This is a genomic window from Pseudomonas sp. 14P_8.1_Bac3, assembly GCF_025466085.1.
In the GTDB taxonomy this organism is placed as follows: Bacteria; Pseudomonadota; Gammaproteobacteria; order Pseudomonadales; family Pseudomonadaceae; genus Aquipseudomonas.
Map to the genome: position 1 here is coordinate 252,679 of NZ_JANLOD010000048.1, position 18,262 is coordinate 270,940.

Annotated in this window: 14 protein-coding genes and 1 pseudogene; 7 read left to right on the forward strand and 8 right to left on the reverse strand. The window is 52.6% G+C overall.

The features are described from left to right. Window positions 1-79: 79 nt before the first annotated feature. On the forward strand, window positions 80-877 hold the full coding sequence (locus NTD84_RS13910) for a CmcJ/NvfI family oxidoreductase (protein WP_262166339.1): 798 nt from the start codon (window positions 80-82) through the stop codon (window positions 875-877). A gap of 141 nt (window positions 878-1,018) precedes the next feature. On the opposite strand, the gene NTD84_RS13915 is transcribed toward NTD84_RS13910, so the two are convergent. The 4 genes and pseudogenes from NTD84_RS13915 to NTD84_RS13930 form a co-directional block, all read right to left on the reverse strand. Next, window positions 1,019-2,119, reverse strand: coding sequence for a low temperature requirement protein A (locus NTD84_RS13915; RefSeq protein WP_262166341.1), 1,101 nt, complete (start codon window positions 2,117-2,119; stop codon window positions 1,019-1,021). A gap of 521 nt (window positions 2,120-2,640) precedes the next feature. Further along, window positions 2,641-3,168, reverse strand: coding sequence for a DsbA family protein (locus tag NTD84_RS13920; protein WP_150636621.1), 528 nt, complete (start codon window positions 3,166-3,168; stop codon window positions 2,641-2,643). A gap of 17 nt (window positions 3,169-3,185) precedes the next feature. Continuing rightward, complete coding sequence (locus NTD84_RS13925; protein ID WP_017338525.1) at window positions 3,186-3,722, reverse strand: redoxin domain-containing protein; 537 nt, start codon at window positions 3,720-3,722, stop codon at window positions 3,186-3,188. Between the two features lie 36 nt (window positions 3,723-3,758). Further along, window positions 3,759-4,064 (reverse strand): annotated as a pseudogene (locus tag NTD84_RS13930) (TolC family protein); the annotation flags it as partial. Window positions 4,065-4,493: 429 nt separating this feature from the next. On the opposite strand from NTD84_RS13930, the gene NTD84_RS13940 reads away from it, so the two are divergent. From NTD84_RS13940 to NTD84_RS13950, 3 genes are all read left to right on the forward strand, one after another. Then, entirely contained in the window at window positions 4,494-7,259 is a 2,766-nt protein-coding gene (locus NTD84_RS13940) for an AAA family ATPase (RefSeq protein WP_410017349.1), read from the forward strand. A gap of 192 nt (window positions 7,260-7,451) precedes the next feature. After that, entirely contained in the window at window positions 7,452-7,886 is a 435-nt protein-coding gene (locus NTD84_RS13945) for a phosphate-starvation-inducible PsiE family protein (protein ID WP_210624629.1), read from the forward strand. Between the two features lie 16 nt (window positions 7,887-7,902). Beyond that, window positions 7,903-8,046 carry a hypothetical protein gene (locus NTD84_RS13950; protein ID WP_262166353.1) on the forward strand — a complete coding sequence of 48 codons (144 nt, stop codon included), beginning with the start codon at window positions 7,903-7,905 and terminating at the stop codon, window positions 8,044-8,046. 16 nt (window positions 8,047-8,062) lie between these two features. Here the strand turns inward: NTD84_RS13950 and NTD84_RS13955 are convergent, their stop codons facing one another. Beyond that, a complete protein-coding gene (locus NTD84_RS13955; RefSeq protein WP_262166355.1) occupies window positions 8,063-8,578 on the reverse strand; it encodes a hypothetical protein in 516 nt (171 codons plus the stop codon). A gap of 447 nt (window positions 8,579-9,025) precedes the next feature. On the opposite strand from NTD84_RS13955, the gene NTD84_RS13960 reads away from it, so the two are divergent. Both NTD84_RS13960 and NTD84_RS13965 read left to right on the forward strand, forming a co-directional pair. After that, window positions 9,026-10,240, forward strand: a complete 1,215-nt coding sequence (locus NTD84_RS13960; protein ID WP_262166358.1) for a hypothetical protein — start codon at window positions 9,026-9,028, stop codon at window positions 10,238-10,240. Window positions 10,241-10,537: 297 nt separating this feature from the next. Then, the gene (locus tag NTD84_RS13965) at window positions 10,538-12,850 is read left to right on the forward strand and encodes an AAA family ATPase (protein WP_262166360.1); all 2,313 of its coding nucleotides are present in this window, start codon (window positions 10,538-10,540) and stop codon (window positions 12,848-12,850) included. 463 nt (window positions 12,851-13,313) lie between these two features. Here NTD84_RS13965 and NTD84_RS13970 read toward each other — a convergent pair whose 3' ends face one another. Further along, window positions 13,314-13,595 carry a helix-turn-helix domain-containing protein gene (locus tag NTD84_RS13970; RefSeq protein WP_253427979.1) on the reverse strand — a complete coding sequence of 94 codons (282 nt, stop codon included), beginning with the start codon at window positions 13,593-13,595 and terminating at the stop codon, window positions 13,314-13,316. A gap of 85 nt (window positions 13,596-13,680) precedes the next feature. On the opposite strand from NTD84_RS13970, the gene NTD84_RS13975 reads away from it, so the two are divergent. Then, a complete protein-coding gene (locus NTD84_RS13975) occupies window positions 13,681-14,130 on the forward strand; it encodes a hypothetical protein (RefSeq protein WP_262166366.1) in 450 nt (149 codons plus the stop codon). 508 nt (window positions 14,131-14,638) lie between these two features. Here NTD84_RS13975 and NTD84_RS13980 read toward each other — a convergent pair. Then, window positions 14,639-16,747, reverse strand: a complete 2,109-nt coding sequence (locus NTD84_RS13980) for a hypothetical protein (RefSeq protein ID WP_262166368.1) — start codon at window positions 16,745-16,747, stop codon at window positions 14,639-14,641. After that, window positions 16,734-18,254 carry a tyrosine-type recombinase/integrase gene (locus NTD84_RS13985; RefSeq protein WP_262166370.1) on the reverse strand — a complete coding sequence of 507 codons (1,521 nt, stop codon included), beginning with the start codon at window positions 18,252-18,254 and terminating at the stop codon, window positions 16,734-16,736. Before NTD84_RS13985 ends, NTD84_RS13980 begins: the two co-directional genes overlap by 14 nt. Window positions 18,255-18,262: the final 8 nt, after the last annotated feature.

Below are 18,262 nucleotides of genomic sequence, written 5' to 3' on the forward strand. Positions count from 1 at the left end.
AGTTACAGCGCCGCCACGGTGACACTACGCCGGATGCGCTCAGCAGACCGGGAGGTGTTACTTGAAGTGCACAACTGATATGCCCGCCAGCGTCATCACAAAACTCACCTACCTGGTCAAGCACGATGCGAAGCCCTATGTGCATACCGAGGCTCTGACCGGTAACAGTGAACCGCACTACTTTGCTGAGCAGGAGGAGCGTGAGGTCACGATACACAACGGTCGTCCGTTGGCAGACAGCCTTTCCCTGGACAAGCAGGGGTTTGAACTCCATCGGCGGGCTACGGTGGTCGACGATCTCTACGACGATACCTCAGTGGAAAGCGTCTACTATGACGAGGTCAAGGCCTTGATCAAGGAGTTGACGGGCGCGAGCCGGGTCGTCATCTTCGACCACACCAGGCGCAGCGACGCCGAGCGGCGGGATATTCGCGGGCCAGCCAGCCGTGTGCATAATGACTACACCGACCGCTCGGGGCCTGAACGTATTCGCGACGTGCTGGGCCAGGATCAGGCCGCCGCACGGGCGTCGGTGGCCCAGATTAACCTCTGGCGCCCGATGAGCGGCCCCGTCAAGCGCTCACCGCTGGCCGTGCTGGACGCCTCGACGCTCGACCCCAATGACCTGCTGGCCACCGACTTGGTCTATCCGGATCGTATCGGTGAGATCTACCACCTGGCCTACAATCCGCAACAGCGCTGGTACTATTTTCCGGACATGCGCCGTGACGAAGTCTTGCTGATCAAGGGGTATGACTCACGTCACGACGGCCGTGCCCGCTTCACGCCCCATACCGCCTTCAAGGACCCCAATACGCTGCCGGTAGCCCCGCCGCGTGAGAGTATCGAAGTTCGAACCCTGGCCTTCTTTGAGTAGGTTTTTGCCGCTTGGCGCGGGCCTCACGCCGCGCGGTGTTTACCCCCGTGCTTTCCAGGCGACCACCCGCTTTGGTTGGTAGGAATGTATTGATGCGCGCGGATAGCTGATTCACCCGTGATATGGCCCAACTTTAAAGATTCAACGATACCGGAAGTTTAGTAAAACATAACAGATCATGGTTGCTGTCAGGCCGACCAATATGTACTCGACTCGGGGTAGGAATATAACCAAACCACCTAGAGAAAACACGATCAAGGTGTTTTGTAGTATGTATTTCCTTATTTTAGGTACCGCTATGAAGTAGCCATATTGCTTGCCTAAGAAAAATAAGGCCATGCCGATGACTGACGTAATCTGGAAATCGCGCATCGCAATGTCATTCAGGATCGCATGCCTGATCAAATTTGCGAGAAGTGCTAGCCCCATAAATAGAAAAAGGTGCGAGTAGATTAAGGAGTGCCCACTCATACTACTTTCATTTTTGCTCAACAAGTAAAAGCTATCAAAATATATCCACCAGATACTGCAAATCATGATAAATCCGGTGATTGCCGCCATCACATTATAATGATCCCATTGAATGTCAGATAACCCTCCAGAAAGGCTAATTACCGACTCGCCCAATAAGATGAGGGTGAGTAAACCTAGTCGTTCAACCAAGTGTTCTGTATGTGCGGGTAATGGCTTTAGCTTACCCCAAGAAAATAAAGGGAGCAGAATATCAAGAAAAATCCCTATGTAAGCGACAAGGTAACGCATAGGCGGGTCAAAAAGAATGGATGAAAGACTAACAACTGCGCTAACTAACAGGGCGAAGCCAAGCCTGGAGGAGAATTCACTACGATGATCGAATTTATTTATGGACGAAATGTACATAATACTGATGATGGCACGTATACCAAAATAGCAGGCAATAACAAGCGCATAGTTTACTTCCAATTCTCCCCCAATCCGTGCAGACAGCACAATGAGCAGCAACATTAAAAATAAAGTTGCCAAGCGGTGAAGGTTACTGTCTGTATCAAACCTATTTGAGTAAATCGTGTGGCTGGACCAGATCCACCATAATGGAACAAAAAGTAGTAAAAATGTCCATAATTGCTCCTGTTCAACATGGCCGTGATGAAGATGTCCGAGAGTATGCGTAACCTCGCCAATTGCAACAACAAAAATCAGGTCAAAAAACAACTCTAACCATGTGGCGTGTCGATTTTTTTCATAATACTTCAAAGATTTCATTCGCTGCTGGCTCCGTGTGCACCTCTTTAATGTAGAAGGAAACTAACGGATAAGCGAACGGGTGGACGGGTATAGGCGTCAACCTTTGGGGGCGGTCGCAAAAACTGAGTGCAACACCTGACCTAGTCCACCACCACGTCTGTTAGTACGGTCAATACAGAATCCAGCGTGCCATCGGGCCGATAGCAACATTGCGCACGGGCGGACCTTAGCGGGCAACTGGGCTGCTGTTCCGCCAACCATTCATTCAGCGCCTCGACCAGGACACGGGCCTCGACTATGGAATCTTCCGAGCTGTCAAAAATTAACATCGCCAATTTTTTATGTCCTCGGTTCGCTGGGCTGATATTTTCGTGCCGCTGCTTTATGAGCGATGCTTATCGCTGGCAGCACCGTGGATTCTTCAATCTCCCGTATTGAAATATTATCGAATGCACACCTGGTGCGCTGCGCAATGGGGCACGTTCGCCCTCGGCTACGGTGTGGGTGATGCCAAGCGATTTCACTATCTAGCGATTTCGTCAACTCACTAACGAAAGCTCAATCATCTGACTCATCTCGGTGAACTCTGGAGCCCCGTCATAGCGAAGCCCGTCAATGTAAAACGCTGGGGTGCCATTCACGCCGCTGCGTACGCCGCCATTAAAATCGGATTTTATTTTGGGTACGTAGGTACCGTCTTGCATGGCAAGATAGAGTTCTTCGTCGGAGAGGCCATGTTTTAGAGCGATGGCCCGAAACAGCGGCAGGCCCAATCGATCCTGATTTTCATACAATTCGTCGTGAGCCTCCCAGAAGAATCCTCGACTCCCGGCAAACTCAGCGGTGACAGCTGCAGCCATCGCATGCGGGTGAGCAGTGGTCAGTGGAAAGTTACGGAACACAAACTGCAGATCATCGCGAAAATGCTGCTGTAGCTTTTTGACGACCCAATACGCTAAACCGCAGTAGGGACATTCATAGTCGCCAAATTCCACCAGTGTGACCTTGGCATGCGCACTTCCCTGGCGATGGTCGCTGGCACTTACCGGGACTTTGAGAGTGGCCATGGGATCACCTGTTAATTTTAGGTTGGCGTGCTTTGTGATGAATTCGCCAGAGCATCCAGCGCATCCAGAATGCCGTCCGCCCCCGGATTGATTGCCATTGGTGAGATGTAGCTCCAGGCGATCACTCCCTCCTTGTCAATCACGAACAACGCCCGCTTACAAACTCCCAGGTGGGAGTCGTACGCTCCATACTGTCGCGCCACAGCCCCTTTGGGCTCGAAATCGGCGAGCAGGCTGAAGTGAAAATTCCGATCTTTGGAAAAGGCCTGATGACACCAAGCGCTGTCGACCGAGATACCCAGTAGCGTCGCACCGTATTCTCTGAATGTGGGTAGCAACTGGTTGTACAAGGTCAGTTGGTCGCCACAAACCGAAGTCCAGTCTGCGGGATAAAACGCCAGTATCACGGGATTTCCCTTTAGCTCGCGTAGGGACAACTGCTGATCAGGGGTTGCGTACAGAGTGAAGTCGGGCGCGACAGTGCCGGCCGGCAGCGGCCCCTGAACCAGGTCGCCATTCGTTTCTTTCGCATCATCCAATTCTGAAGTGTGCATGGCTTGAGCCCTTATAGATGGGCGGTTGGGGTCTGCTCAGCGGGATACGACTTGCCCGGGGGGATAACTCCATCCACCGCCAAGTGATTTGTAAATGGCGACGATGCCTCGATACACCTCGTTCGAGGTCTGAGCCTGAGTGTCTTCGGTTGCGAGACGTTCACGATCCGCATCAAGAAGCACGAGGAGATCCGCCGTGCCTTCGCGGTATTGGATTGAGGCCAGGTTGGTAGCGGAAAGGCTGGATTCGCTCTGACGCACCATTGACTATAGTCGTTGTTGGCGCTTGCCGTAATCGCTGAACGCGTTCTCCGTTTCCTCCAGTGCAGGCAAGACCTCGCGCGCTCGTTCTTTTGCTGTCATTTTCGGCGGTTTTTTTTATCCGATGGTTTTGGTGCGAACCGCAATCATGTCCTTGCTGATCGATTCGCCCCTGCGAATTCCGACATCGAATCGTTGCTCGATCACGCTGGTGATTCCATAGCCTCCTTTGCTGATGAGTTGGTGGTTTACGACTGGCGGTATTTTTGAGCACGAATTTATCAGACGTCGTTCGTCGGTATCCTGGGTCGCCCATAGCGTGTTTTGATGAGATCCGACTATCGTTATTGGATGGCGTCGTCTGCCGAGACTGCCATTCCCTCCAACGTAATCGTCTTCCTGAGAAATCTCAGCGTATTGCGGATCTCATGCCCCTGTTGCTTGAGCATCATTTACGGGGACGTAGATCCATCTGAATGAGTCCGTGTTATCCATCTTTGGAGACAACTCATCATGGCTACTCTCTGTGAAATATGTAATGCGAGACCCGCTGTAGCGCGAGTGACCGTATCGCAAAATGGCCAAGCCAGGACAATGTCCATTTGCGACCACGATTACCGTCAACTCTTACGCCATCAAAGCATGTTGAATCCATTCGACTCTCTACTGGGCGGGGGTGTGTCCCGCTTTTTCGACAGCATGGGCGGAGCAAAGGATCAAGCGGGCGATGACTTCAGGCTCTCTGCGCAAGTGCCTCGAGAATCTGTCGATGCAACCGATGCATTCAGTTCCCAGACGCTGGAAATCCTGCAACGCGCGGGTGAAAAAGCCCATGAGCTCAACCGTAGCGAGCTCGATACTGAGCATTTGTTGTATGTGCTTGCGGATACCGATGTGGGTACGGCGTTGCTTAAGGAGCTGAAGCTTTCTCCGGACGAGATCAAAGGCTACATCGATCAACATGCTCAGAGGGGCACAGCGGAGGCCCAGGCCCCGGTGGACCAGATGAGCATTTCGCCACGGTTAAAGAAAGTTTTCAATTTTGCGTTCCAGGCATCTCGTGATTTAGGACATTCGTACGTTGGCCCAGAGCATTTGTTGATAGGGCTTGCCTCCGTACCAGAAAGTATCGCCGGGACATTGCTCAAAAAATACGGCGTAACGCCTGAAGCCTTGCGGCAGAAGGTGGTAAAGGTGGTGGGTAAGGGGGCTGAGGATGGGCGAGTCGACACCCCGACGGGAACTCCGACACTCGACAAGTTCGGTCGCGACCTGACGTCACTGGCTCGTGAGGGCAAACTGGATCCCGTACTGGGGCGCGCGCAGGAAATCGAAAATACCATCGAGGTGCTGGCGCGGCGCAGAAAGAACAATCCGGTTCTTATCGGCGAACCTGGCGTCGGTAAAACAGCCATCGTTGAAGGGCTTGCACAACGAATAGTAAAGGGCGATGTCCCTGAGATTCTGCGTGGCAGACGGCTTGTTGAAATCAATCTGAACTCAATGGTTGCGGGCTCTAAATATCGTGGTGAATTCGAGGAGCGAGCCAAGCAACTGCTTGATGAAGTCGCCGCAAAAAGCTCGGAGCTTATTCTGTTCATTGACGAGTTGCACACGATCGTTGGCGCGGGGCAGGGTGGTGAGGAGGGTGGCCTGGATATCGCCAACGTCTTGAAGCCCGCATTGGCGCGCGGGGAGCTTAGTTTGATCGGTGCAACGACACTCAATGAGTATCAAAAGCACATCGAAAAAGACGCAGCGCTTGAACGACGTTTTCAGCCTGTGCTGATATCCGAGCCCACCGTCGAACAGACCATCATTATCCTGCGTGGGCTGCGCGATAAGCTTGAGGCTCATCACCAGGTCACATTCGCCGATGAAGCATTTGTGGCGGCAGCAGAGCTGTCGGATCGTTACATCACCTCGCGCTACCTGCCGGATAAAGCCATTGACCTGATCGATCAGGCCGCGGCCCGTGTTCGAATCAGTTCCTCCTCAAGGCCGGCTGGCATCCAGGAGTTGGAAGCCGAAATCACGCAACTTAAACGTGAACAGGACTATGCATCTTCCCGTAAACGTTTTGATGAATCCAAAGGCTTCGAAGAACGCATTGGTCAAAAACAAGCGCAACTGGGAGAGGAAACAGAAGCCTGGCAGCGCAAGACAGGTTCCGAAACCCTTGAAGTGACCCTGGAGTCAATTGCCGAGGTGCTGTCCCGTCTCACCGGTATTCCTGTGACCGAGCTTACGCAGGAAGAGCGTCAAAAGCTGTTGAACATGGAAGACACGTTGCGTGAGCGGCTGGTTGGGCAGGAAGACGCTGTTCTCGCGGTCAGCGATGCCGTTCGTTTGTCTCGAGCCGGCCTTGGCCAGGCGAACAGACCTATTGCTACGTTTCTCTTTCTAGGCCCTACGGGCGTTGGCAAAACTGAACTTGCCAAAGCGTTGGCGGAAACGGTGTTTGGTGACGAGCAATCGATCATTCGTATTGATATGTCGGAGTATATGGAGCGGCATGCGGTTGCTCGTTTGATCGGGGCGCCACCCGGTTATGTGGGATACGACGAAGGCGGTCAGTTGACAGAGCGTGTCCGCCGCAAGCCCTACAGTGTGATTCTGCTCGACGAGATCGAGAAAGCGCATCCCGATGTGAGCAACGTATTGCTGCAGGTATTCGACGATGGGCGTCTAACGGACGGTAAGGGACGTGTCGTGGACTTCAGCAATACGATCATCATTGCCACCAGCAACTTGGGCTCTCCCATTATCATGGAGAATCTTGAGCGCCCCGAAGATGAACGCCTTACGGATAAAGCGTTACGTGATGAATTAATGGGCGTCCTGAAAGGGCATTTTCGTCCCGAATTCCTGAACCGTATTGATGACATCATCGTGTTCCATGCCCTTACCCGTGACAACATCCGATCGATTGTGAGCATTCAACTTGATCGGGTCATTCGAACCGCAGCTGCACAGAACATCACAGTGAAAATTGATGGCTCACTCATCGATCATCTGGCGGATGTTGGTTATCAGCCTGAGTTTGGCGCGCGCGAGTTGAAACGTCAGATTCGCCAGGCCGTCGAAACGCGGCTTGCGAAGGAAATGCTCGCTGGCAAGCTGCAAGCCGGCGACAGTGTTGAGTTGGGTTACGACACGGAACGTAGGGAAGTGGTCTTCAATAAAGTGGAGGTGGATGCGCCAAAGACCTCCGGAAAGAGTAGTCCGCCAGACCAGCCAGATGATCTGGCACCTACTGCGGAGACCGGGACTTAGCCCCAGCACACTCACGTAACCTGGGAGCAGGCCTGTTGATCACGACGTGCAGTGGTGTACTGGATCCTCAAATGCCTGGACGAGCCCGGCGGACTGAAGACGCAAGTGTGGAGGGTTATCGTGTCAAAGCCTGATTCTGAAAGGCGTGAGCGCAACTCGACGCTGAAAAATTTCAGACTTCAGTGGGCGCTGATGAATGCTTACGAACGTTTCGAACAATTGGTTGTTATAGCGCTCAGTCTCATCATCGCGTCTGTGATTTTGATGGCGCTACTGCAGCTCTGTCGCAGGGTTGTGCCGTTGGTGATCGGTGGTGCGATTGACCCTCTAGATCACGATGTTTTCCAGGCCCTCTTTGGCTCAATCTTCACCGTGCTGATAGCCCTGGAGTTCAAGCATTCGATTGTGCGCCCGGCCCTACGACGCAACAGCATCGTTCAGGTTCGCACAGTGCTGTTGATCGCCTTGCTGGCGCTCAGCCGGAAGTTCGTTATTCTCGATTCTGCCGCTACGCCTGCGCTCACCATTGCCGCACTAGGATTTGCCACCTTGGTGCTCGGCATCGTCTGCTGGCTCTTACGGGAGCGTGATAAGGATGACTTACGAGAGTGTGATAAGGATGAATAGCTGCGAGGGCTTCGCAATGCCAACAATTTTCCACCGAGAGAACATCAAGGCCAGCGGGGTGATCAACTTTGCTTCGCTAGCCGGGGTCGTCGGCATGCCGGGCTATGTGCTGTTTCTCGCCAGCAAGGATGGGCAATTTTTGACGGGGGATAGCCTCTAGAGGCAGACAGGCAGACCTACGCGCGTGTCACCGCTAATGACTGTGCCAGATCGAAAGCAATACGGGCACGCCAAAACCCGGCGCCCTGGTTGTCGGCCTGTATCAACGCTTGATTCAGCAGTTCATTCACATAGTTGCGTGATGACGGTGTAGCGTCTTTGAGCAGCAGTTGTCCCTTGACTCTCAGCAGTTCCGGTAGAAACCATCGTTCATCACGTGACGAGGCAATACGTATGGTTTCATCGATCGTCTCCAGGGCCTGCTGGTTCAAGCCCAGCATCGCCATCCCTTGCACACCTTCGCAACGCAGCAGGTTATAAAACGGACTGGCGCCTTGCTGGTCCATTTCGCTCATTGTTTCACTCAGCCGGCGCAACCCCCCCTCTGGTTCATCCTGGCGAATCAGAAGAATGCTTTCGAAGCATCGGGTGAGTTGGCGCCAGATCGGCAAGTCATGCAGTGCGATGCTTTTTTGCATTGTGGCGAGATGACTATGAACCTTGGGTAAGTCGCCCGCGATCAGCGCCAACACTCCCAGTTCTGTTCCCAGTTGTTGAATGTTTGGAGATACGACGGCGAGGAACTCGTCCCTTGAGCGTCGTGCGATCCAGACAGCTATTGTCCAGCTGACTTTGTGTCGACGCGCTCAGGGCGTGGTGAAATACCGCCCGGGCTGGTAGTTCTCCAGTTGGGTGCGACGCCTCAAACTTCGAATGCTATGAACGGCGGCGCTGAAGGGCGTGATAGCTACCGCTGATATTGAGGATCACCCGGTACCAGGTCGAAACTGTTACGAGTTCTGGGAGGCGTGCCTGTCGCCCAGCCTGTGCGGTACGTTTGCCACATCACAGCGTTACTCTGCGGAGCCGGTGCCGAAGGCTGCGCTGGCACCGTCATTCGCAGCACATAGGCTGCGCCGGGGGTTGCTCTAAGCGGTGAGGCAGGAGACAGTAACGCATCATTGGATCTCGAGCTTTTTATGGACGAATTGGCCAGCTTCAACACTACGTTAAACCACCGGCATTATGGCGAGGGGGCTTATGAACATAGAAAGCAGCGCTCGTCCCTCACTGATCTAAAGATCATCACTTACGGCGCAGCGACTGGTTTGCAATCACTGTTCCGGTATGTAGACCAAGAATATCTAAAGCGCGCCGCAGGCTCACCTGCCAAGATCCTGCTCGGTCTGGCTGGGGTAGCTGAGCTGGATGACACGCAAGCAGGGGTAATGACCGAGACGGTCATGGCAATCGCTCGCCAACTGCCGACGTCAGACCTCTATCTCCATGCTGCGTGCCACATCAAATTATTGAGCCACGATGGCATCGCCTATCTGGGGTCGCAAAACCTTTCCAACGGTGCCGAGCCGTATTTCGAGGGCGCAAACTCGTCGAAAAAATACTTCAACCGTTTCCACGAGGTCATCCTTAAGGTTGAAGACACGGATTTGGCGTGGGTCAATACCTTGTTGTGCAAGGTGCTCGCTGATCATCAACTTTGCGTCCGAATTACCTCGGAGCATCAAGACCGAACACTGGCGCAAGAGCTTATCAAGCGGTTTGTGCACAACGCAAAACTTGCACGGATCATTGAAAACATCACGACGGGCAGCCTACTGGAAGCATTTCTCCAGCAAAAACCTTCACTCATGGCGGTCGAGTTCAATGAGACGTCTGCCGCTGAGACTTGCAAACTAGTGGCTGCTATCGTGCAGGAGCGGGCCCCTAAGCTACGCTTGGACGAATTGAAGGAACTGCTGCTGCCTGAAACAGATTTTTCCTGGTTCAAACAGGCAAATCCGCTCGCGGAACTAAAACGCATCATCTCAAGGCTGGGAGAGGATTTTCCTGGCAAAGTCGCCTTGCAACGTAAACTGGACGATGAGCAGCCCTTAGTGCTACCCGACGGCAGCGACGAGTGCCTCATTGAAGGTATTCGGAAAGTCGCACGCAGCCATGACCTAGAGTCATTGGACGAGTACGTGCAAAAACAACGAAATAACATAATTCATTCCATTATCCAGTCACCGGATTATTCGCAACACTACATGTTTGGCGCGATCGACAATGACGGTAACGTAAATGAAGAATTACTGAATAATCGCTTCTCGGACAGCGACGTTGAGTGGGATGAAGACGAGGAGGGCAACCTCCACCGTCATGAGCGCGATGCCATGTCTTTGGATGAAAACTAGACCAGATTGATATCACCTCGCTGCGTGTAGACTTGGACGCAGTGTTCAGTAAGGAAATCAATAAGCTTTGGGCTGATGAGGTGCTGAAACTGTCGAGCGCTCTATCGATAGAGCTACAGACGCTATACCAACGAGAGTTGGATAACCGTGATTTTATGGCATTCGTCAATCAGGTGCGGGCAGGTCAGTCCGGCAAATGGTCCGATCGATGGAGTAGCTAAGCGGCCTGCCAGCCAATGATGCTATAGCCATCTTGGACGCTGAAAATAGGGACAGTCATAGGGGAATCGGATTCGCATGCTCGAGAAAATCGTCTGTATCGATAACGTCGGTGTTATCAAAAAAGGGATCACTAAGCCCATAGATTTGGAAAAAGTCAGCCTTATTTACGCCGATAACGCCCGTGGAAAGTCGACACTGTCATCGATCCTGCTGGCGTGTTCTACCTTCGACGCTCAGGATCTGATCGACCGCAAAACAATTGGCGCACTGACCTCACAGAAAGTCCATTTCCGATTCCGTCCCTGGGGCGGATCACCTCCCTTCAGCACTGAATTCGATGGTGCCTCCTGGAAGGGGCAGCAACCGAACCTTCACGTGTTCAACCAGGCTTTCGTAGATCGCAATGTATACGCAACTGCTGGTGTTCTTCCTGAGCAACGGGAGGCGCTACTCAATCTGGCCCTTGGCGACGCGGCTGTAGCCCAACGGACGAAATTCGACACCGAGTCCGCGACAGTGCGGGACTGTACTGCGAAAGTCGCCGCCGCCGAGGGGGCATTGCAGGGGTACAGAGGTAATTTCTCGGTCAGCCAATTTACCAAGCTCAAGCCAATTAAAGATGTCGACGCCCAGATTGTTGAGACCGACAGGCAACTGAACGAAGCTCGGGCATCCCAACAGATAATGAGCCGTCCAGCATTCAAGATGGTGGATATACCAGCGTTTAATTTCGAAGGTCTGCCCAGCCTTCTGGAAGGCTCCTTCGAGAGTATTTCAGTCAACGCAGAACAAACAGCAAAAGCCCATTTTACCAAACACAAGGGGCCAGCAACCGAGCGGTGGGTTGCCGAGGGGCTCCAGCACCTTCCAGAAGATGAATGTCCGTTTTGCGGCCAGGAAACGAATGAGCTGAGTTTGCTCAAGGCTTACAAATTGTACTTCGACGGCTCCTACTCCGAATACCAGCGCCGCATTGCCGCGCTTCGTCAGACTGTGCTGCAGAGGTTGGGTGATAAGAAGCTTGGAGGGTGGAGTGCTGCCAACGAATATAATCAGGGCCTTCGAAGCGTGTGGGCCGAAAGCCTAGGAATCGCCGATATTCCTGTTCTCGACAATGTGGCTGCTTGGCAAGTGCTCGGCGAGGTTGAGGCAGACTTGCTTGCAATTGTCAGTCAAAAGGAAGGCGATCCGCTAACTGCACTCGATTCCGCGCCGTTCCTGAAAGTGGTAGAGCGTTTGAATGAACTTGCCCAGATTGCAACTGACTTCAACCAGCAAATAGTCAAGCTCAATGATGAGATTGCTGAATATAAGGCGAAGATGGCTAAACCCGATATTTCGGGACTTGAGGCATCTCGATCCTCGCTCATGCTCGGCAGGACAAGGTTTGATACTCCGGTTGTAGCTCTTGTTGCAGAGCTGGCCACTGCAAAGACGAAGCTGAAATCCGCAGAGGCCGCAAGAGATACTTCTCGTACTGAGCTAGACAGGTTGATGGAGCAAACGCTGAAGGATTTTCAATTATCCATTAACAATTGGCTTCGTAAATTCGCGGCCCCTTTCGAGATCCAGGCATTGGCCCCCACCTATAGAGGTGGGGGCTTGCGCTCTGAATATGCGCTGAAGGTGAGAGGCGCCACTGTCATCGTTGGCCCCGGCGTAGGAGGGGACTTGTCGTTCCATTCGGCTTTGAGCGAAGGGGACAAAAGGACGTTGGCGTTTGCTTTCTTCCTTGCCCGACTGTTCGCCGACGCCAATCGATCCGGTGCTACGGTAGTACTTGACGACGTTTTTACCAGCTTGGATAAGCATCGCCGTCATAACACGGTTGAAGCAGTGCTACAGATGGTCAACCAATGCTCACAGGTCATCGCTTTGGGCCACGATGCGCACTTTCTACGTGAGGTCAAACGGCGTGTAGCGCGTAAAAAGCTTGGAAAGATAGGAGAGCTTTCCCTTCATCGGGATGCGGATGATTACAGTCGACTGGATGATTTCGATCTAGATGACTATTGCTCCTCGGAATACTACAAGCATTACCAACTCGTTGAGCGATTCATCGATGGAGATACTACCGTCAGCTTGCTCGAAGTGGCCAAAGCCTTGCGTTTACTGGTTGAGGGGCACCTGCATCGATGTTTTCCAAAAAAGTTCGCTGAAGGGCAGACGGTGGGCGACATGCTGGGCCAGGTCAAAGGGGCGGTCGCCCCAAATCCCCTGGCACTGTTGCATCCTCTTCATGCTGAGTTGGTCAGCTTTAACGAGTTCGCTGCGGCATTTCACCATGACACCTCTGGGGGCTATACCAGAGTGGAGATCAATGCTGCGGAGCTACTGCCATTTGCCAAGGGCGCGTTGGGGTTTATCCAGATGAGAAAATTCAGCTAAGTGGAGTTTCTGAGGTTCTCTTCAGCGGCCGGCCCAAGAATCTGTTCCTTACTCGGGCCACCGTAACAGGGCCTCTACTTGGCCATTGGCTTTCAACGACTGTAACCCCATCTGGGGTTGGGACAAGCGACCATATGCGTGCCTCGATCCCATCGCCTATCGGGCGAACTCTGGTGGGGGAATGCGTCGACGGCGCGATGCAGCAGGTTTTTTCATGGCTTCTTTCAAACGCTGAGCAGGCGCTTCTAACGCAGACGGCGACGCAAGGCTAACAGCAAGCATTAACGCATCACGGCGTTTCTGCTTGCCTTCCAAAATCTCAGAGAGGCTATTTTCCGGCTGAACTGGGTGCTCCATCGTTGCTGACCTCGATCTTCGGATCAAATTGGATGCTAGCACAAGCCTTACAATCCACAGTCTTCCGTTGATCCCCTTTGCTTATGAAACTTGATCCATAAGATGTTCATTGCATCTCGCTTGGCAGTTCCGTTCGAATAAGGGAAAACAGTTCGTCGAGGGTGATCGGATTGTCCTGAATCAGATAACAGCCTACGAGTATGGTCAGCGGATGAACGCCCATTACAGTTGCCAGATCATCTACCTTCTCGATCGTAGGGCTCTTCAGACCGCGCTCTAGGGTGCTGAGATAGGTACGACTACTGACGTCAGAGAAATCTTCCTGGGAAAGCTTCCTCTCCGATCGCAGCTTTTTCAGGGCCGCGCCAAATGCCTGTTTCAGTTCCATATTGCCGACCTCGCAAAAGGAACGATGAAGCCTTTTTGAGCTCTATAGGGCTACAATCTATAGTGTTCACTTTTGGAATGGCGCTATGTTCATCACTCACAAACCAGCAGAGATTTTCCTCGACGCGTACTTGGGTGATGAGTCTACCCAGTACTGGCAGTACGTTGAGCAGACCACTCATTGCCCCTGGTTTTACGTCAGAGTAGGTCGACAACAAAGAAGTGAAGCATTGACTTGCATGGTTATGCTTCCCAGCATTTCAGCGCTTGAGCAGTTACTTAATGAACAAGGATCAGACATCTGGCTGTTGGATATCCAGTTGGTTTCACCGGCTTATCTCAACCGAAGTGATGGGTGGAAGATGGAGAGGCTGTTAGAGGTGCGCGAAATGGTGGATGACCTCAGTGAGGAGGCGGCCTACGTGTATAGTCTGGAGGGAGGGCATATCTACACTGAGGCCTTGGGGTCCAGCACATCCGATTTGCAAAATCCTCGTATCATTTTTTCGGCTACACCGGCATCTCGGCGAGCATGAGACCAACACGCTCGAAAGGTTAACTGCATCTTCGACGCGCTAGCGGTTAGGCAATCTTGCCTGCCCGCTGCGTCAGTTGGCGGCTTTGGCAACCTTTTTGCCACTTACCGCTTTCGCAATGGAGTCAGTATGTTTTCGACATCCAATCCTTTCAGCAGGCAGTTGTGCGCAATTGCCGACAGTGCTTCATAGAGCTGGTCTCGCTGCTTTATCAAGTCGGCATTCTCCGCCTGCAGATTAGCAATACGTTCTTCGAGGCTTCTTCGGCGGCGGGCACCGTCTGGATCTCTCCCACTCTCCTTGAGTTGTACGATACGGGCGGACTCGATTCGCCTCCCACGGTCCCCCACTAAGGTAGCTCGGCTAGTCAGGCCCAATCGACGCTGCACTTCGGGGCGTGAAATAGGCGCGTTCTCTAGTCCTAAGCTAATCATTTGGGCGAGGAGGGCGTCGATCGCCTCATCCAAGGTCCCGCCTCTCAAGGTCTGTCGATGAGCCATGGTCGCCTCTAATCATCTGAAACAGAGCTGTGCCGTTTGTCCGTGTCCGCAATCGTCATTGGATGCCCCTTCGGAAATACGCGTTGCACTCCTACATTGGTATCGCGTGCGAGGACGGATTTTAAATTGTTGAGCTTGTCTTCCTGGTCCATCAGCCATACATCGCTACCTGCCTCTCCGGCGCCGGCATCGCGCATGATGGTAATTGCCTTCGTCAGATTCTCGGCTTGTTTCTCAAGGTTGGCCCGCTCCGATGGAGTGCCCATCAGATGAAGATGCGAGCAGCCATTCCAGCACTGAAGATGCTTAGGGCAGGGCGCCTGGGAGAAATCGTGAATGCAACCTCCGAAGGGTGTTACATGTAACGCCGTGGCGTGTACGGTGAGGAATGCTTCTGCAGTTGTCGTGCCTTTATCTGACAGCAACGCATGGTAACTGTCGGTCAACGCGCCCTGAATGCGTTTATCTCTTATGCCTGTATGCAGAAAATCGATGCGTTCGTGATGGCTATTGAACGCCAAGAACTCCTGGTGGGCAGCGGTGTTTTCTTCAATGCTCATGTGTTGGTAATAAGTATTTTGGTCGAGGCGTTTTCGCCCCAAGGCCAACGCTTGCTGCACATCGCTCATGCCGGTCAGATGGTAAATCGTGTTCCGCCAGTGTCGAGGTTGGTGGCTTGTTAGCCGAATCGGCGTGCCGTTGGATTCGATCAATGACCGGCGCGAAAAAATGGACGCATACTTTTCATCGTCACCCAGCGCGTGATTGATATCCACGAGGGTCACCCGCCTTGGGATTACTCGAAACACATTTGCTTCCCGCCCACCGAGGCGGAATTGACCATCAAACGCAATGGCTAATGTTTCGCTGGTTTTTAGGACAACACAGAGTTTGCCTCCAACATTTTCAGTAAGCGCTGCATGATCGCGAAGTTTGGGAACAAGAAAACGCTCAATATCGCCAGCCAAGTATCTGCGTTTGATCGCCTTCCCTCGATCCTTGATCTGGTCGCAGGGATGAATTTCGTTTCGTAAAAAGTACATGTATAGATTCCTAGCGGTGTCTCGGCTCTGGCTAAACCCGAGCCAACGCAGAACTTCATCCTCTGACATTGCAGTCTGCGGAGAGTAATCCCAGAGACGGCCTGGATGGGTCTCTTGCCACCTCGCGATTTCTCGTTGCTCTTGCGTCAGCACCTTCAATCGTTCGACCGCACGCCTGGCTAAAGGGACGTCGCTTTCTGCGAACCAATGAACACGAGATTGAAACTGCTTTTCCGCAAAGTACCTGATCCCGCATTCGACCAGAGGCCTGCCATTGGCATCTACAACCACCTCACCTGTCGCCCCTTTGATCGGTCTCTCGACCCAACAGTCATATGGTATTACTGATACCTCATTACCCCGTTGCCCAGTCGCGATCAGCAAATCGATCACGCGCAGCAGGATTTCTTCACCCTCATTAAGTGGGTTGTTCGAACATAAGGCGTAGGCCTCCATCGCCTCGCGAGAAGGCAACCTGTCATCAGATTTACGTTGTTTTACAGCACGATCAGGATCGTGCAATGAAATGTAATCGTGTCGGCGTTTTTCTGGTTTGGCATCATGCTCGAAGTGGATGGCGATCTCGGTTAATTGCAGATTATCAATCGTATCCGCTATTACTTGGAGGTGAGAGACCGCGTCATAGAGATTTTTGTAGCCGCTCTCACGGAGAAATCCTACGACGCGGTCAAAATCGCCCCGCATCAACTGTTTGGGGTCGGATACGCCGCGTTCAAACAAGGGGTTGTACAGCCGGCGAATCGCAATATTGTAGGCAGCCACCATCGAAAACTTCAGGCTCCGGGTGCGCTGTAGATATACGATTAACGCCTTGCAAAAATCCTGAAAATCCAGGGGGAGAGCAGCTTTAGGAGGAACGGAATAGCCATTCTTTTCAAGCGATTGTCGGTGTGTTTCAAAGGTTATTGTCTGTTGCTTTAGGCGTTGCGGTAACCAGCGCTCGACCGACCAAAGTGTTGACCCCCACGATGTTGTAATCGGTAACGACTGAAAAATCGCTTGTTCCTGTGTAATGAAGCCTTCGAGGCTCTGCCTTGCCCTAGACAGCGTCATCTGCGGCATCCTCCGTGTGCTGCCGGCAGCGTTCGATCGTAGCGCTTACCGCTAGGATGGTTGTCTGATGCTGGGCAAGGGGCCGGTTGTGAATGAGCTCTCCGGCTTGTTCTGCCATGTCAATGAACCGTTGCGTTTCCCGTTGCAACGCCTCTTTCACCTGCTCATGGCGGCCGTCAGCAAACGGATGAAACTTCTTGCAGGTGTAGCAGGCATACACGGGATTGTAGGGGCAGTGGGTATGAACCGGGAGGGCGCAGGCACCAATGTCCCCGATGTACTGCGTATCGATGACGCCGCGGATGGCTCTTTCCGGCACCGTATCGCGGCGTTGGACGATTTCCCCGGTTAATAAGCTGCGCATGATGCGTTGATAGGCCGGGCTCTTACCCAGTGCTTTCTCTTTGATCCGAGCAATGTTTGGGGTTGCCGTTACATAAGCACGCGCCGCAACTGTGCTGTTGTGGCCCAGCAGTTCGGCAATCATGTCTGCTGGAGTTCCTTGGTCCGCCAAACCTTGCCCGAGGTGATGACGCAGTAACATGGTTACCTGGTTCGGTTTGTCTATCCCGGCTTCACGCAGCTCGTGTTTGAGGCCTACACCGATTTCGGTTACCGAGAGGCGCCTTCCTTTGGGATTTACAAATAATGGTTCACAGCTGCTGCCAAAGCGGCGTTGAATTGCCGAAACATGCTGTGAGATTTTTTCACCCAGCCGGGTGGTTATTTTGCGGGGGCGGCGTTCAGGTCGGCGTTGACCAACCTTTTTGGCCATGGGGAGCCACAATGTGTAGTACTTCTCATGATTAGTGCTTTCAATGAATTCAAAATCCGCAATGTCAAGCGAGTGGAACTGAATCGCGCGCGGTCCGAGCTCAAAACCCAAGAGAAGCATCAAATTTAACTGGGCGTCCTCCCAAGGATCTGTTGGAAGTACTCGCTCAATACGCTTGAGCAACCGAACCTCCTCATCAAGGTCAAAACCAGACTGCGAAAGAAAAATTCGTGCATACGGATCCACCCGGGCTGACTTTGTATCTTTGATTGTTAGGTAAGTATTTAGATCAAAACCTTCGATGCCTCTATCAACCGCCCAACGATAAAACCTACGAAATCCTACAAGATCGTGTCTTGATTTTTTCAAGTTCTCAAGAACGGTAATTAGAAGGGTCTTATCCCAAGGAAGGCCATTTGCTAGCTTAGTCCTAGATAAAACCTGAAGGGAATTTGCAAACATTTGCGCAGTTCTTGGTGCATATTTTTCAAGCGCATATGCCATAAAGCTTTTGCTAATTGCCTTGAGCTCAGAGCTAAATCGAAGAGCAGTCCAATCAATTTTCATTGCAAGACCGCCGTCGTACCACGTCCAGACGCTCAATCGGGTATCGACGTACCTTGGCTGGTCATTAGTACGAGTTCGAATAGCAACCTGAGCCGGCCCCTCGAACACATAGGCTGGCGCAGGGGAGGCGGGTAACGCGTGTTCTTGGTCAGATGACTTGGCCACACCTAATC

Bases quoted from the DNA above. Each gene is read 5' to 3' on its own strand.
- NTD84_RS13910 (WP_262166339.1), top strand. From the start codon at position 80: ATGCCCGCCAGCGTCATCACAAAACTCACCTACCTGGTCAAGCACGAT.
- NTD84_RS13915 (WP_262166341.1), bottom strand. From the start codon at position 2,119: ATGAAATCTTTGAAGTATTATGAAAAAAATCGACACGCCACATGGTTA.
- NTD84_RS13950 (WP_262166353.1), top strand. From the start codon at position 7,903: ATGCCAACAATTTTCCACCGAGAGAACATCAAGGCCAGCGGGGTGATC.
- NTD84_RS13965 (WP_262166360.1), top strand. From the start codon at position 10,538: ATGCTCGAGAAAATCGTCTGTATCGATAACGTCGGTGTTATCAAAAAA.
- NTD84_RS13975 (WP_262166366.1), top strand. From the start codon at position 13,681: ATGTTCATCACTCACAAACCAGCAGAGATTTTCCTCGACGCGTACTTG.
- NTD84_RS13945 (WP_210624629.1), top strand. From the start codon at position 7,452: ATGAATGCTTACGAACGTTTCGAACAATTGGTTGTTATAGCGCTCAGT.
- NTD84_RS13925 (WP_017338525.1), bottom strand. From the start codon at position 3,722: ATGCACACTTCAGAATTGGATGATGCGAAAGAAACGAATGGCGACCTG.
- NTD84_RS13970 (WP_253427979.1), bottom strand. From the start codon at position 13,595: ATGGAACTGAAACAGGCATTTGGCGCGGCCCTGAAAAAGCTGCGATCG.
- NTD84_RS13960 (WP_262166358.1), top strand. From the start codon at position 9,026: ATGGACGAATTGGCCAGCTTCAACACTACGTTAAACCACCGGCATTAT.
- NTD84_RS13980 (WP_262166368.1), bottom strand. From the start codon at position 16,747: ATGACGCTGTCTAGGGCAAGGCAGAGCCTCGAAGGCTTCATTACACAG.
- NTD84_RS13920 (WP_150636621.1), bottom strand. From the start codon at position 3,168: ATGGCCACTCTCAAAGTCCCGGTAAGTGCCAGCGACCATCGCCAGGGA.